The sequence below is a fragment of the Marinactinospora thermotolerans DSM 45154 genome (assembly GCF_900167435.1).
Classification (GTDB): domain Bacteria; phylum Actinomycetota; class Actinomycetes; order Streptosporangiales; family Streptosporangiaceae; genus Marinactinospora; species Marinactinospora thermotolerans.
This window is the reverse complement of the sequence record NZ_FUWS01000005.1, coordinates 71,056-86,054: the sequence shown is the minus strand read 5'-3', so window position 1 is coordinate 86,054 and position 14,999 is coordinate 71,056. Positions and strand designations below refer to the sequence as shown.

General features: G+C 73.6%; 15 protein-coding genes and 1 tRNA gene. 14 read left to right on the top strand and 2 right to left on the bottom strand.

Annotated elements, in window-relative coordinates; all coding sequences use genetic code 11:
- Positions 1-42 precede the first annotated feature (42 nt).
- The 6 genes from B5D66_RS10365 to B5D66_RS10345 are packed head-to-tail and all read left to right on the top strand — an operon-like array spanning position 43 to position 6,030.
- Positions 43-945, top strand: a complete 903-nt coding sequence (locus B5D66_RS10365) for a type II secretion system F family protein (RefSeq protein WP_235000905.1) — start codon at positions 43-45, stop codon at positions 943-945.
- A gap of 42 nt (positions 946-987) precedes the next feature.
- On the top strand, positions 988-1,158 hold the full coding sequence (locus B5D66_RS25715) for a hypothetical protein (RefSeq protein WP_200813605.1): 171 nt from the start codon (positions 988-990) through the stop codon (positions 1,156-1,158).
- A 2-nt stretch (positions 1,159-1,160) separates the two neighbouring features.
- Positions 1,161-1,556: a TadE/TadG family type IV pilus assembly protein gene (locus B5D66_RS10360; RefSeq protein ID WP_235000904.1), complete on the top strand. Its 396-nt coding sequence runs from the start codon at positions 1,161-1,163 to the stop codon at positions 1,554-1,556.
- Entirely contained in the window at positions 1,553-1,975 is a 423-nt protein-coding gene (locus tag B5D66_RS10355; RefSeq protein WP_078761476.1) for a TadE family protein, read from the top strand. The genes B5D66_RS10360 and B5D66_RS10355 overlap by 4 nt, the downstream gene beginning before the upstream one ends.
- Positions 1,972-2,427 carry a TadE/TadG family type IV pilus assembly protein gene (locus B5D66_RS10350; protein WP_144390072.1) on the top strand — a complete coding sequence of 152 codons (456 nt, stop codon included), beginning with the start codon at positions 1,972-1,974 and terminating at the stop codon, positions 2,425-2,427. The genes B5D66_RS10355 and B5D66_RS10350 overlap by 4 nt, the downstream gene beginning before the upstream one ends.
- Before the next feature lie 18 nt (positions 2,428-2,445).
- Positions 2,446-6,030 (top strand): OmpA family protein, encoded by a 3,585-nt coding sequence (locus tag B5D66_RS10345; RefSeq protein WP_078761475.1) that lies wholly within the window; start codon positions 2,446-2,448, stop codon positions 6,028-6,030.
- Between the two features lie 93 nt (positions 6,031-6,123).
- On the opposite strand, the gene B5D66_RS10340 is transcribed toward B5D66_RS10345, so the two are convergent.
- Complete coding sequence (locus tag B5D66_RS10340) at positions 6,124-6,354, bottom strand: DUF397 domain-containing protein (protein ID WP_235000940.1); 231 nt, start codon at positions 6,352-6,354, stop codon at positions 6,124-6,126.
- Here B5D66_RS10340 and B5D66_RS26605 point away from each other — a divergent pair.
- Positions 6,319-6,753 (top strand): type I-G CRISPR-associated protein, Cas3-extension family, encoded by a 435-nt coding sequence (locus B5D66_RS26605; protein ID WP_455429559.1) that lies wholly within the window; start codon positions 6,319-6,321, stop codon positions 6,751-6,753. The two genes, B5D66_RS10340 and B5D66_RS26605, sit on opposite strands and share 36 nt — an antisense overlap.
- A 97-nt stretch (positions 6,754-6,850) precedes the next feature.
- Entirely contained in the window at positions 6,851-7,471 is a 621-nt protein-coding gene (locus tag B5D66_RS10330; RefSeq protein WP_078761473.1) for a DsbA family oxidoreductase, read from the top strand.
- A 276-nt stretch (positions 7,472-7,747) separates the two neighbouring features.
- Here the strand turns inward: B5D66_RS10330 and B5D66_RS10325 are convergent.
- Positions 7,748-7,822: transfer RNA gene (locus B5D66_RS10325), tRNA-Arg, on the bottom strand.
- A 130-nt stretch (positions 7,823-7,952) separates the two neighbouring features.
- Between B5D66_RS10325 and B5D66_RS10320 the strand changes: the two genes are divergently transcribed.
- From B5D66_RS10320 to thrB, 6 genes are all read left to right on the top strand, one after another.
- On the top strand, positions 7,953-8,342 hold the full coding sequence (locus B5D66_RS10320) for a response regulator transcription factor (RefSeq protein ID WP_235000903.1): 390 nt from the start codon (positions 7,953-7,955) through the stop codon (positions 8,340-8,342).
- Positions 8,343-8,394: 52 nt separating this feature from the next.
- Positions 8,395-9,585 (top strand): DALR anticodon-binding domain-containing protein, encoded by a 1,191-nt coding sequence (locus tag B5D66_RS10315; RefSeq protein ID WP_078761471.1) that lies wholly within the window; start codon positions 8,395-8,397, stop codon positions 9,583-9,585.
- A 58-nt stretch (positions 9,586-9,643) separates the two neighbouring features.
- Positions 9,644-11,035: a diaminopimelate decarboxylase gene (lysA, locus tag B5D66_RS10310; protein ID WP_078761470.1), complete on the top strand. Its 1,392-nt coding sequence runs from the start codon at positions 9,644-9,646 to the stop codon at positions 11,033-11,035.
- Positions 11,036-11,118: 83 nt separating this feature from the next.
- Complete coding sequence (locus tag B5D66_RS10305) at positions 11,119-12,411, top strand: homoserine dehydrogenase (protein WP_078761469.1); 1,293 nt, start codon at positions 11,119-11,121, stop codon at positions 12,409-12,411.
- 245 nt (positions 12,412-12,656) lie between these two features.
- Positions 12,657-13,715 (top strand): threonine synthase, encoded by a 1,059-nt coding sequence (gene thrC, locus B5D66_RS10295; protein ID WP_078761467.1) that lies wholly within the window; start codon positions 12,657-12,659, stop codon positions 13,713-13,715.
- Between the two features lie 60 nt (positions 13,716-13,775).
- Positions 13,776-14,756 carry a homoserine kinase gene (gene thrB, locus B5D66_RS10290; RefSeq protein ID WP_078761466.1) on the top strand — a complete coding sequence of 327 codons (981 nt, stop codon included), beginning with the start codon at positions 13,776-13,778 and terminating at the stop codon, positions 14,754-14,756.
- Positions 14,757-14,999 lie beyond the last annotated feature (243 nt).

Below are 14,999 nucleotides of genomic sequence, written 5' to 3'. Positions count from 1 at the left end.
GCGCCCGGGCCACGGTGCTCCGACCCGAAAAGGTGCCGCCGCATGAGCACCCAGACGCTGCTGCTCGCCGCCATCGGCGGAATCCTGGTGGGATTCGGCCTGTGGCTGGTCGTGGCCGTGCGGTTCGCGCGGCCCAGCCTGGCCGAGCGGCTCGCCGACCCGATGCCGATCGCCCCGGCGCGGCGCGCCGGCACCGGGAACGAGGGCTTCGCGGCCCGCCTCGGCACCATCGGGATCCCGATCCTCTCCACCCTCGGCCTGCCCACCGCCCGGACCCGCCGCGACCTGGAAGTGTGCGACCGCGACGCCGCCCGCTACCTCGCCGAGAAGTTCACCAGCCTGCTCCTCGGCCTGGCCGCCCCGCCGGCCATCGGCGCGATGATGAGCTTCGCCGGCGCCGACCTGCCCCCGCTGCCGGCCGTCGGCGCCTGGGCGCTGTTCGCGGTCATCGCCTGGCTCGCCCCCGACCTGTCGCTGCGGGACGAGGCACGCAAACGCCGCGAGGCCATGCGGCACGCGCTCGCCGGGTTCGCCGACCTCGTCGTGGTGTCCCTCGCCGGCGGCGCCGGCGTGAACGGCGCGCTCACCGACGCCTCAACGGCCAGCACCGGCTGGGCCATGACCCAGATCCGCCTCACGCTGCGCACGGCCGCCCTCAACCGCCAGCCCCCGTGGGTCGCGCTGCGTGAGCTCGGGGACCGCTTCGACGTCACGGAGTTCGCCGAGCTGTCCGCGAGCCTGCAACTCGCCGGAGCCGACGGCGCCCGCGTGCGCGGATCCCTCGCCGCCAAAGCCCGCACCCTGCGCACCCAGCACCTCGCCGAACTCGACGCCGACGCCCAGTCCGCCACCGAACGGATGAGCCTGCCGGTGGTGCTGCTGTTCGCCGGCTTCCTCGTGCTGTTGGGCTACCCGGCCATCAGCCACGTCTTCACCAGCCTCTAGACCACCGTCCCCTTATTGACCACAAAGATCCAGGAGCATTCCGTGAACCGAATCCGCGCCTTCCTCCTCCGCCGCCGCACCCACGGCCGCGACGACGGCTACTCGACGGAGACCGTGCTCGTCATCGCTCTCCTGGTCACGCTCGCCCTCGGCGCGGTCGGGGCCATCTCCACGACCGTGATGGACAAGGCTGAGTCCATCAGCCTGGACTGACCGTGCGACCGAACCGCCGATCCGACGACCGCGGCAGCGCCGAGATCGCCATCGCGACGCCGCTGTTGCTGCTGCTCGTCCTGCTCGTCGTCCAGGTCGCCATCTGGATGCACGGCGACCACGTGGCGAGCAGCGTCGCGCAGCGGGCCGTCGACGCGGCGCGGACCGCCGAGGAGGGCGACGCCCAGTCCTACGCCGAGTCCGTCGCCGACAACCTCGGCGGGTCCATGCTGTCCGAACGGAGCATCGTGATCGAACGCGGAGCCACCACCGCGCGCGTCGTCGTGTCGGCGGAGGTGCCCACCATCATCCCCGGGATGTCCTGGCCGGTCCGCCACGAGCTGACCGCGCCGGTGGAGCGCTTCGTCCCGCCGGCCCCGGCCGAGGTGGCACCGTGATCCGGCGCGGCGCGCACCGCGACCGCGGGTCAGCGGCGGCGGAACTCGCCATCCTGACCCCGCTGCTGATCTCGTTCGCGCTGCTGATGATCCTGGCCGGCCGGGTCGCCGGCGCACGCAGCACCGCCGACGAGGTGGCGCACGCCGCCGCCCGCGCCGCTTCAATGGAACGCGACGTGGCGCAGGCGGAGGCGGCGTCCCAGCAGGTCGCGGCGGCGGCGCTCGCCAGCCACGGGCTCCGCTGCGCCGACTTCACGCTGGAACTCGACCACGGCGGCCTGGAACCGGGCGGCGCTGTCACCGCGGCACTGAGCTGCCACGTGTCGCTCAGCGACCTGTCCGCCCTCAACGTGCCCGGCAGCTACACCGTGCGGGGCGAGTCGACCGCCGTTATCGACACCTACCGGGGGACCCCATGAACACCGGACCGTCGGGCCGTCCCGGTGCGCGCCGCGCGCATCGGGACGGCCCGCGTGCCGCCCGCCGCGACCGTGGCCAGGTGACCGCCTTCGTCGTCATCATGACGTCGGCGTTCATCCTCTGCCTCGGCCTGGTCTTCGACGGCGGCGGCGTGCTGCGCGCCCGCAACCAGGCCGCCATCCTCGCTCAGGAGGCGGCGCGGGTCGGCGCCCAGCAGATCGACATGGCCGCCTACCGCGCCGGCGAACCCACCCGGCTGGACGCCATCGAGGCCGGCGCCGCCGCCCGCGCCTTCCTGTCGAACTCCGGCGCGACCGGCGACGTGAGCGTCAACGGCGACACCGTCACCGTGACCTGCACGGTCGACTACAACTTCACCCTGCTGCCGCTCGGGGGCACCATCGTCGACGGCACCGCCAGCGCCCGCCCGTATTCTGAACCAACCGCGTAGCGTCCTGTGGAGGCGGCCATGCGACGAATCCGACGGCTCAGCGCTCTCCTCCTGAGCTCGGCCCTGCTGGTCGGGCTGCCCTATGTGCTGCTGGTGCACCTGACCTGGCCGGAGCCCGACCTGTCGTGGACCGGCCTGCTCGTCCACCTCAGCAGCTTCCGGCTGCCGCCGGGCCTGTTCACCGCCTTCCTCATCTGCACGCTGTGGGCACTGTGGGGGCTGTACGCCCTCAGCCTCGTGGTGGAGATCGTGGCGCGCGGGCGCGGCGGGACCCGCTGGTTCCGCCCGCTCGGCCCGCTCCAGATCATCGCCGCCACCGCCATCGGCGGCACCGTGGCCGCCCCCGCGCAGGCCATGGCCGACACCGTGCCCACCACCACGATGTCGGTCGAAAACACCGAGACGTCCTCCGCCGGCGAGCAGACCGCCCCACCCAGCGCGGCACCCGACGCGGGCGCGCGGAACAAGGCGACCGAACGGGTGCGGATCGTCACCGGGTTCGCGCTCAACTCCGCCGAGCCGACCGAGGAGATGCGCGAGGACCTCGCCACCACCATCGAGCTCATCCGCAAGCACGGCGACCCGGACGCCGTCATCCGCGTCACCGGGCACACCGACGCCTCCGGCGGCGCCGACGTCAACCAGTGGCTCTCCGAGCAGCGCGCCCAGAGCGTCGCCGGCTACATCACCGAGCAGCTCGGCGAGCAGGCCCCCGACATCGAGGCCGAGGGGCTCGGGTCGGAGCGGCTGCGCGAGGACGCCGACGCCGCGGCGCAGCGGCGGGTGGAGATCAGCTACACCGTCCGCACCGGACCGCCCGCGCCCCCGTCGGCCGCCGCCGTCTCCGCCCAGGGCGACGCGCAGGACGGCGAGACGGCCGGCAGCGGCGACCAGCGCGAAGACGAGCGCGACGACGAAGAGACCGGCAGCGGAGCCGGCGCCACGGACACTGCCGGGTCCAGCACCGAGGACGCGGAAGACACCGCCGGAACCACCGGCACCCCGGACGTGGATCCCCCGGCCAGAGAACAGGCCGAGGAACCCGCCGAGGAGACCGAACTGGAGACGGCCGCGCTCGTCGGCGCCACCTCCTCCACGGAGGAGGCCGTACAGGCGGCGGTCGCGGACGGCGCGGCCGGAGTCGTGGTCCTCTCCATCCCCGACGAGGCGCTGCTCGGCGGCGCCGCGTTCGCCGGCATCCTCGGTGGCTACCTCATCGGCCGCCGTGGCCGCCGCACCGGCGCCCCCCGGCTCGCCCTCTCCCTGCCCCGGACGCTCACCGCCGGCCCCCGGGCCAAGGCCGACGACACCCCGCCGCGCCGGCTGCCGCCGCCCACCGACGTCGACGGGCGCGTCTACGTGGAGCTGAACCACGTGCCGGGCATCGGCATCACGGGCTCCGGCGCGCGCGGCGCCGCCCGGCGGCTGATCGCCAACGCCCTCACCCCGAGCGCCGAGCACCCGGCCCGGGTGCTCATCACGGACGCCGACGCGGTGGTCCTCCTCGGCACGAACGGCAAGCGGCGGCTGGCCGAACGCGACCTGGACGCGGTCCGGGTGGTGGACTCCATGCACGAGGCGCTGACCGAGCTTCAGCGTGAACTGCACGCCCGCGCGGACAGCACTATCCGCTCCGACGACCACGACCCGCTGATCCTCATCGCCACCCCGCCGGAGGACGAGGACGCGCTGTCCGGCCTGCTGCTGCACGGCCAGGAGCGGGGGATCTCGGCGGTCCTCCTCGGCCGCTGGCCGCTCGGCGGCAGCTGCACCATCGAGGCCGACGGCCTGATTACGGAGACGAGCCCGCCGCTCAACGGCATCTACCACGCCTACTGGCCCGGTCTCGACGCCGCCCGCGTCAACGAGATCATTCGCCGCCAGCGGGGAGCCCGCCGGACCGAGGACGCGCCAGGGGACTGGAAGGAACTGTTCGCCCAGATCGCCGCCAACGGCCCGGACGAGACGCCGCGCCCGGCCGCGTCCGGCGAGTCCGCGGAGCCGTCCCGGGCGCCGCAGGTTCCGTTCGAGGAGTCCCCGGCGGAGCAGGCCCCGGCCGGGCAGACCGCGACGGAACAGGAGCCGGCGGAACAGACCGCGACGGAACAGGGAGCGGCGGACCAGACCCCGGCTGAACCGGCCACGACCGCACGGACCGAAAGCACGCGGGCCGAGCGGGTGCGCGCCGCGCTCACGGAGGAGTTCGACCCGTTCTACACGTCCGACCCGGACGACCAGGAGACGGCGCAGCGCCCCGCCGCCACCACACCGGCGGCCAAGACGGAGAGCGAGCCGGCCGCACCGGCGAACCCGTGGCTGCTGGGAACCCCCACGGTGAGCACCGGGAGCACGGAGAGCACCGGGAGCACGGAGAGCGCGGCGGCCGCGAACCGGCGGGAACCCAGCGAGACCGTGGCGGAGGACACCGCCGTCGCCGCGACCGCGCCCGCGACCATGCGGGCCGAGGAGACCCGCGAAGAGGCGGCGACACCGGACGGCGTGACCGGGGAAGCGGAACGGCCGGTGCCGGCCGACGCGGCCGCCACGCCGGCCGAAGCCCCGGCCGAACCGCTCGCCGCGCCCGCGCCGTCCGGCACCGCCGAGGCCGAGCCGGACCCCCGGCCCGAGCCGGCCGAGCCCGGCCGCACCGCTGCGGCCGAGACGGCCCCGCAGCAGCCGGAGTCCACCACACCGGTGGCAGCGAACCCGGTGGAGCAGCAACCTGAAACGCCGCAGCGCACCGGCGCCCCGGCGGCGCCGTCCCCCGACCGGCCCGTGAGCCCCCGCCGCCCGGCCGCACCACCGTCGGCCCGCCGGCGGACCAAGCGGCCGTTCAACCCCGCCGCGTACCGCCGTGAGGCAGCGGCTGCGGCGGAGACCCCGGCTCCGGCCGAAACTCCGGCCCCGCTGGAAGAAGCGGCACCGGCAGGGACCGGCGTCGAGCCAGCCCCGCAGCAGGCGGCTCCCGCGTCGCCCGCTCCGGAGCCCCGCGAGGAGCAGCACCCCACTCCGGAACCGGTCGCGGCCGAGCCCACGGCCCAGCCAGCGGCCACGCCCGCCCCGGAGGCCACGCCCGCTCCGGAACCGGCACCGCAGCCAGAGTCGGGGAAACAGCCGGAGAGGCAGCCGGAGCCCGAGGCGCAGTCGGCACCGGAGGCACAGCCGCAGCCGGAGGCGAAGGCACAGCCGGAATCCACGCCGCAGCCGGAGCCTGCGGTGCCGAGCAGCCTGGACTTCTCGGTGCTCAACCAGCCAGCCGAAGCGGCGCAGCAGCCCAGCAGCCGCCCGGAGCCGCAGGAGGAGGCCCGGCCGAGCGACGCCACACCAGCACCCGCCGGGTCGCGGGCCGTCGCCGCCGAGCCCGCACGAGCGGCGACCCGCGCCCGGAGCCAGGAGACCGCGCCGGGCGACGACCGGCCCCGGAAGGCGGCGAAGAGCACGCCGCCAGAGGCCGCCGAGCCGAAGAAGGAAGCGACGCCGGTGCGCACCGTCACCGGCTTCAAGCCGCGTAAGGCGGGCCGCGGACGGGCCTGGCGCCCCAAGAGCACCGTCGAGCAGGCGGCCGGCAAGGCGGCGCCGAGCGGTCAGCCGGACCCGGACTGATCGGTACCGCCCGGGCCCTCCAGGCATAGGAGAAGCGGCCGACTCCCAAATGGGGGTCGGCCGCTTTGTTGTCGTCGGTGTTGCTGGTTGTTGCTACAGGTCGCCGTCCTTAGCGGCGGCGAGGAAGGCGGTCCACTCGGCTGGGGGGAGGGTGAGGTGGCCGTGGTCGGGGTTCTTGGAGTCGCGGAGGGCGACGGCCGTCGAGAGGTGGGCGCACTCGACGCGGTTGTTGTTGTCGGGAAGGCTGTAGCTGGCCTTACTCCAAGCAGCGCTTGCGCACTCAACACACTGGCCTTTGGCGTTGCTGTAGGCGAACGGCTGCACGACGACCACGTCCACGTCGGCCACGCACTCACCTCCTGGTGGCGCGTCCCCGGCTACACCGGCGAATACCTCGACCACCGCGCCATCCGCACCGCCGCCGACCTGCCCACCGGAGAATCCACACCGTCAGGCGTCTCCGGCGCCACCTGGCTGGCCACCCAGGCCCTGCCACTGCTGCGGCTCACCGGCAACGGCGACGCGCCGGAGGCGGTGCTGTGGCAGCGCATCGGCCGCCGCCGGGTGATGCGCTGGCCGGTCTGGAAACACGACCACGACCTGGAGGCGGCGCGGGAGCTGCTCAGCCACCCGGCACTGGTGGAGGTTGCAGGATGGCGGTCGTGGCGCTGCCCCGCGTCCGGCCGGGACGCGGCCGGCTCCCGGCGGCGCCGCGAGCCCTGACCGCCTGGCCTTTTCCCGCGAACGGGGGTGCCCGCCGGCGCCATGCCAGCGGTGAGCCGCCCCGCGCGGCCGGCCACGACCACCGTACGGGACGTTCATGCAGTTGGAACTGTACGCCGATGTGCTGTGCCCCTGGTGCTACATCGGCAAGAGACGCCTGGCAGCCGCCCTGGCGGACGGAATCGACCGCGACAGTGTCGAGGTCGTCTGGCGCGGCTACGAACTCGCGCCGGACGAAAGCCGCATTCCCGGCCCGCCCGCAGCCGAGGCCATGACCGGCTGGTGGGGCGGTCAGGCGTCCGCCCGGATTGACCGGATCCGGGCGCTGGGCGCCGCCCAAGGGCTGGAGCTCAACTTGCACCTGGCCCGCCCGGTCAGCACCTTTGACGCGCACCGGCTGGTCAAGCTCGCCGCCCGGCACGGCCGGGCCGACCAGATGATGGAACTACTGTTGCGCGCCTACCACACCGAGGGGTGCAACGTGGCCGACGCGCAGGTCCTGCGGCGCCTGGGCGGGGAGGCCGGGCTGGACGCCGGGCAGGTGGCGGCGGTGCTGGACAGCGACGACTACGCCGGCGAGGTGCGCGCCGATCAGCGTCGCGCGAAGGAGCACGGCATCACCGGTGTGCCCACCCTCGTGGTCGACGGCGGCCCGCCGGTCCCCGGCGTGCGACCCGTCGCGGATTTGCGCGCGCTGCTGCGCAAGGCGGCCCGGTGACGAGCTGACGCGGCGACTGCGGCGGCCGGTCTCCGCTCCACGCTCAGTGCCCCATTGGCTCGCGGCCCGGCCACGGCGGTCGACCAGGTCCTCACCACGGTGCCCGCTGCCGTCCGGCGCCGGGTTGGCGGGGCAGGTCACCGCCGCCCGCGTGCCTGGCGAGCGGATCCGTCCGCCGGCAGAGTCCTCAAGGCGGCCGGAAACACGAACGGCCGCTCTTAGAGCGGCCGTACTTTCGGGCGAACCGTCCGATCGTGATGATCAGTGCTGCCCTGCTGGTGCCCCCTGCAGGATTCGAACCTGCGCACACGGCTCCGGAGGCCGTTGCTCTATCCCCTGAGCTAAGGGGGCTCGCTGTGATGACAACTCTAGCAGGGGTCGGGGAGTGGGTTGCGCGCCCAGAGCGGCCACGGGGGCTTTCGGGGCATGGGGTGCCCCGAACGGCGGCGGCGGACAGGTCGAGGGCGTTAGTCTCACGGCCGTGAGTGAAACGTTGGGGCGGGTACTGGTCGTCGACGACGACGAGGTCATTCGGCAGCTCATCACCGTGAATCTGCAACTGGAGGGGTTCGAGGTCCACGGGGCCTCCGACGGGCAGGACTGCCTGGAGCGGGTCGAGGAGGTCGAGCCCGATGTCGTCACACTCGACGTCATGATGCCGCGGCTCGACGGCTGGGAGACCGCGCAGCGGCTGCGCGACGCCGAGCGCACCAGACACGTCAAGGTCGTGCTCATCACCGCGCGGGCGCAGGAGGCCGACCTGCGCCGCGGCCACGAGATCGGCGTCGACGCCTATCTCACCAAGCCGTTCGACCCGGCCGAGCTGATCGACGTCGTGCGCGACCTCGCCGGCGTCGGACCGGCCGACTAGGGCCGTGCCCGCGCCGACCCCCCCACCCGCCGGGGAGCGTCACGTCGAGGGGATGACCCCCCGTCGGCTGGACGCGCTGCTCCGCGCCGCCTGCGCCGCGGCCACCGGCCTGGACGCCGACGGATTGCCCGCGGCCGATCCCCGCAGAGTCCCCCCGGAACGGCCCGGCGACTACGCCACCGCGCTGCCGATGCGGCTGGCCGGGCCCCTCGGCCGTCCGGCCCGGGACGTCGCCGCCGATCTCGCCGCCGAACTGCGGACCCGTCCGCACGTGACCGCCGCCGTCGTGGACGGCCCCGGTTTCGTCAACGTGTCCCTCACCGCCGTCTCCCGGGTCTCCCTCCTGGCCGCGGCGGCCGAAGACGGCATGGCCTACCTGGCCGGGGCGCCCCTCGCCGAGATGACCACGGGGCCGGCGGCCGCGGCGTGGGCCGCCTCGGCCCTGGACCGCGCCGAGACGGTCGCCGCCGCCCGCGACTGGGCCCGCGCCGACGCGCGCCGGCGCATCGCCCTGGCCGCCGCCGGCGTCTCGGCGGCGCCCCGGCCGGGGGCGAGCCCCTGTCCGGCGCGACGGGACCCCGCCGCGCCGGTCGCCGCGGTGGGGGAGGGGGGCTGGCGCGATCCCCTGTTCGGCGCCGTGGACGTGGCCACCGAGGCCGCGCGGCTGCTGGCCGTCACGGGCGAGGCGAGCGCGCGGGTCGCGTTCTGCCGCTCGCTGCCCGAACGCCCCCGTCCCGGGGAGGAGACGGGGCCGGGCCTGCCCGCGCTCCCCACGGCCGACGCCCCGGGGCTCTGGGCGCGCCACGGCGGCGGTAACCCGGCCTTCGCCGTCCGCTACGCCCACGCCCACGCCCGTACGACGCTGGAGGTGTGGGCGCCCGCGCTCGGCCTGCCCCCCGCCGGGCACCCGTTCCCGGCGGGGCCGGATGTGGTCGCCGACCTGTCCGCGCCGCCCGCCGCCGCGCTCGTGGGCGCGCTGTTCGACGGACCGGGGACGCTGGCCACGGCGGCCCGGCGTAGCGAACCCCATATCCTGGTTCGATACCTGGAGGGCCTCGCCGCTGCCTACCATGAGTGGCGGGAGTCCTGTGATGTCGTCTTGGGGGAGAGCGGAGGCGCGACCGCGTCCGACGACGCGCGCGGAGAGGTCACCGCAGCCCGGCTCGGCGCCTGTGCGGCCGTGGCGGGCGTCCTACGCGCGGGACTGTCCCTGATCGGCGTGGCCGCGCCCACGAGGCTGTAGGCCCGCCGGACATCTGCTGTTCTCCGATCATTGCCACGCCCAGCCGAGAGTTGCCGCCATGAGCCGTTACGCCCACCCCGCAGGCCCACGCCACGCGGACGTGCTCCCCGAGGAGCACCCGCCGATCCCGCCCCACAGCCTGGTCGAGCTCGACGAGAAGGTGTGGCCGCGCACGGCACGGCGGGTCGACGGCGAGATCACCATCGGCGGCGTCGCCGTCAGCGAGCTCGCCCGCGAGTACGGGACGCCGCTGTTCGTCCTCGACGAGGAGGACTTCCGGGCGCGCGCCCGCGACTACCGGCTCGCCTTCGGCGACGCCGAGGCCGACGTCTACTACGCGGGCAAGGCCCTGCTCACCAAGGCCGTCGCCCGGTGGGTGCACGAGGAGGGCCTCAAGCTGGACGTGTGCAGCGGCGGCGAGCTCGCGGTCGCGCTGGCCGCGGGCTTCCCGCCCGAGCGCATCGGCATGCACGGCAACAACAAGTCCGAGGCCGAGCTCGCCCGCGCGATCGAGGTCGGCGTGGGCCGGATCATCGTCGACTCCTTCGACGAGATCGACCGGTTGGAGCGGTTGGCCGCCGCCCAGGGACGTGTGCCGCGCGTGCTCGTGCGCGTCACCACCGGTGTCGAGGCGCACACCCACGAGTTCGTCGCCACGGCGCACGACGACCAGAAGTTCGGGCTGGCGCTGAGCACCGGTGCCGCGGCGACCGCGGTGCGCCGCCTGCTGGCCTGCGATCACGTCGAACTGGTCGGCCTGCACTCCCACATCGGTTCGCAGATCTTCGACACCGCCGGGTTCGAGGTCGCGGCGCGCCGTCTCAGCGCCTTCCTCACCGAGATCCACCGCGAGCACGGGATCGTGCTGCCGGAGCTGGACCTTGGGGGTGGCCTGGGGATCGCCTACCTGCCCGGCGACCGCCCGTTGGAGCCGAAGGAGATCGCCGACAGTCTCCTGACGATCGTGCGACGCGAGTGCGAGGCGCACGGACTGCCGATGCCGCGTATCGCGGTGGAGCCGGGGCGCGCGATCGCGGGCCCGTGCGGGGTCACCGTCTACGAGGTCGGCACGATCAAGGACGTCGAGGGGATCCGCACCTACGTCAGCGTCGACGGCGGGATGAGCGACAACATCCGCACGGCGCTGTACGAGGCGGAGTACACCTGCGCCCTGGCGTCCCGCGCCGGGGAGGGGGCGCCGATGCTGTCCCGCCTGGTCGGCAAGCACTGCGAGAGCGGCGACATCGTCGTGCGCGACCTGTACCTGCCCGATGACCTGCGCACCGGTGACCTCGTGGCGGTGGCGGCCACCGGCGCCTACTGCCACTCCATGGCCAGCAATTACAACCACCTGCCCCGTCCGGCGGTGGTGGCGGTGCGCGACGGGAGCGCGCGCGTGCTGGTGCGGCGGGAGACCGAGGACGATCTCCTCCGCCTGGACGTAGGCTGAGTCCCGGCCACCCCCGGCCGGCCCTCACGGGCCCGGCGTGATCCGGATCGAAGTATGAGCGAAGAAGTGGGAGTCACCCCCTCATGGCACTGAAGGTGGCGCTGCTGGGTTGCGGCGTAGTGGGCTCGGAAGTGGTGCGGTTGATCCGCGAGCAGTCGTCCGAGCTGACCGCGCGCGTCGGGACGTCTCTGGAGATCGGAGGTGTCGCGGTGCGCCGGCTCGGGCGTGCCCGCGGCACGGGCCTGGACCCCGAGCTGTTCACCACGGACGCCATGGGGTTGGTGACACGCGAGGACATCGACCTGGTGGTCGAGGTCATCGGCGGGATCGAACCGGCCCGGTCGCTCATCCTCGCCGCGATCAAGTCCGGCAAGTCCGTGGTCACGGCGAACAAGGCGCTGCTGGCCGAGGACGGTGCCGCGATCCACGAGGCCGCGCGCGCCGCCGGGGTCGACGTCTACTACGAGGCGAGCGTGGCCGGCGCCATCCCGCTGCTGCGCCCGCTGCGCGACTCCCTCGCCGGCGACCGGGTGAACCGGGTGCTGGGCATCGTCAACGGCACCACGAACTACATCCTCGACCGGATGGACTCCCTCGGCGCGGGGTTCACCGAGTCGCTGGAGGAGGCGCAGTCGCTGGGCTACGCCGAGGCCGACCCCACGGCCGACGTCGAGGGGTTCGACGCGGCGGCCAAGGCGGCGATCCTCGCCCGGCTGGCCTTCCACACCCAGGTCACGGCGGCCGACGTGCACCGTGAGGGCATCACCGAGGTGACGGCCGGCGACATCGCCAGCGCCAAGGACATGGGCTGCGTCGTGAAACTGCTCGCGATCTGCCAGCGCTCCGAGGACGGGGCGTCGGTGGGGGTGCGCGTCCACCCGGTGATGCTGCCGCGCGAGCATCCGCTGGCCAACGTCACCGAGGCCTACAACGCGGTGTTCGTCGAGGCGGAGTCGGCCGGCCGGCTGATGTTCTACGGGGCCGGCGCGGGAGGGGCGCCCACCGCCAGCGCGGTGCTCGGCGACATCGTCGCCGTGGCGCGCAACAGGCTCGCGGGCACCTCCGTCGCCGACGGGGGCGAGGACGCCGGGCTGCCGGTGCACCCGATGGGCGAGACCGTCACCAGCTACCACGTCTCCCTGGACGTCGCGGACCGGCCGGGGGTGCTGGCCCGCGTCGCCGAGGTGTTCGCGGCCAACGGCGTGTCGATCAAGAACGTGCGCCAGGAGGGGATGGGCGAGGACGCCCAGCTCGTCCTGGTCAGCCACCGGGCTCCCGACGCGGCGCTGTCGGCAACGGTGGAACAGCTCAGGGAGCTGGACATGGTGCGTTCGGTGGCCAGCGTCATGCGCGTCGAGACGTTCAGCGACAGGTGACGTCGACGCCGCGGGCGGGCTTCGGGCCGGTCCGCGGCGCCGCCGCCGTTCCACCTGCCGAGATGAGGGGCGGCCGGATTCCGTCCCGCTTCCGCGACGCCCTAGACTCGGAGCAGATCACGAGGCCGCGCGGTGGCCTGTTCCGGGTGTCCATTGGCGTCGGCTGTGCCGACCCGTTGGTGCGCGCCGCCTCCTGACCGGTTTCCACCGTCTGTACCACCCATCGAAAGGGCCCTGTCGTGAGCATGGCACGGGCGTGGCGAGGGGTCGTCGAGGAATATCGCGACCGTCTTCCCGTCACGGCGAACACCCCGGTCGTCACCCTGCTTGAGGGCGGAACGCCGCTGGTACCCGCGACGCGGGTGTCGGAGCTGACGGGGTGTGAGGTGTTCCTCAAGGTCGAGGGGCTCAACCCCACCGGCTCCTTCAAGGACCGGGGCATGACCATGGCCATCACGAAGGCGGCCGAGGACGGGGCGAAGGCCGTCATCTGCGCCTCGACCGGTAACACCAGCGCCAGCGCCGCGGCGTACGCGGTGCGCGCCGGGATGACCTGCGCGGTGCTGGTCCCGCAGGGCAAGATCGCCATGGGCAAGCTCGCCCAGGCGCTCGTGCACGGCGCGAAGCTGCTCCAGGTCGACGGCAACTTCGACGACTGCCTCGAACTGGCCCGCAAGCTCTCCGTGGACTACCCGGTGGCGCTGGTCAACTCGGTCAACCCCTACCGGCTCCAGGGACAGAAGACCGCGTCGTTCGAGATCGTCGACGCCCTCGGGGACGCCCCCGATGTCCACTGCCTGCCGGTCGGCAACGCCGGCAACATCACCGCCTACTGGATGGGCTACAAGGAGTACGCCGCCGACGGCGTGTCCACCCGCACTCCGCGCATGTTCGGTTTCCAGGCCAGTGGCGCCGCGCCGATCGTCAACGGCGAGCCGGTCCTCCAGCCGCGCACGATCGCCACGGCCATCCGCATCGGCAACCCCGCCTCCTGGCAGTCCGCGGAGAAGGCGCGCGACGAGTCCGGCGGGCGTATCGACGCGGTGACCGACCGGCAGATCCTCGCGGCCTACCGGCTGCTCGCGGCCGAGGAGGGCGTGTTCGTCGAGCTGGCCTCCGCCGCCAGCGTCGCCGGCCTGATGCAGGCGGTCGAGGCCGGGCGGATCGAGCGGGGCAGCCGCGTCGTGTGTACCGTGACCGGCAATGGGCTGAAGGACCCCGACTGGGCGCTGGCCGGAGCCTCGTCGGCGACGACGGTCCCGGTCGACGCGCATGCCGCGGCGACGGCCCTCGGCCTGGCCTGACTCGTATTCCGCCCGTCGGGCGGACCCGTCCCATCCCCACCTCTCCTCCGGAGCCAGCGCATGCCCCGACCGCGCCGCACCGCGGTGCACGTCCGCACCCCGGCGACCAGTGCCAACCTCGGCCCGGGCTTTGACGCCCTGGGCCTGGCATTGGAGCTGTACGACGAGATCGAGGTCCGTCTCCGCGACGACGAGCGCGTCGTCGTCGAGGTCGACGGCGAGGGCGCGGGGGAGCTGCCCCAGGACGAGCGCCACCTCGTCGTCCGCGCGATGCGCGAGACGTTCGAGGCGGCGGGCGAGCGGCTTCCCGGCCTGGAGCTGCGTTGCCGCAACCGCATCCCGCACGGACGCGGGCTGGGATCCTCGGCCGCGGCGATCGTCGCAGGGGTGAGCGCGGCGACGACGCTGCTGGGCGGCGGCGACCCCGAGACCGGTGAACTCGACCGGGATCGGGTGTTCCAGCTCGCCGCGGACATCGAGGGACACCCTGACAACGTGGCCCCTTGTGTCCACGGAGGTTTCGCGATCGCCTGGCGCGGGGAAAAGGCGTGGCGAGTGCTGTCCGTACCGCCCTCGCCGCGGTTGCGGCCCGTGGTCTGTATCCCTGGGGAGCGTCTGTCCACCGAGCGCGCTCGTGGGCTCCTGCCGACCTCGGTTCCACACGGTGACGCGGCGTTCTCGGCGGGGCGTGCCGCGCTGCTGGTGGCGGCCGTTTCCGGTCACCCCGAGCTGTTGTTCGAGGCGACCGAGGATCGGCTGCACGAGTCCTACCGGGCACCGGCCATGCCGGCCAGTGCCGAACTCATCCGTACGCTGCGTGAGCGCGACCGCTTGGCCGCGGTCGTGTCGGGGGCCGGGCCGACCGTGCTGGTCCTCGGCCACGTTCCCGACGCTGACGTTGAGACGGACAGGGAGCGCCGTCCGGTGCAAAACAGTGATGATCTAGCGGATTCAATTCAAGAACGAACGGGTACGGGTTGGCACATACGCCCCTTAAGAATCGATCCGGCAGGGGTATGTATCAGTTCTCCCCGTTCATAGACTTGTGTCGAGGAATAGCTGTGGGCTCCGGTGATGTTAGGCTAGGTGAAGCACCAGATGCCCCAATGCGGGGCGTGTGCTCATCCGCCACAGTGTCTTCCGCGCCTTCCGCGCAAGTGGTCTCTCCGGTCTCTTCCGCGCGAGCGCTGCGCACGGTCGCCACTGTGTCGAGTTCACGGCGCACCCGTGGCTCTGCCCGGCTCATCGAGCCCTCGTTCTCCTCGCACGAGGACGACAGGAAGG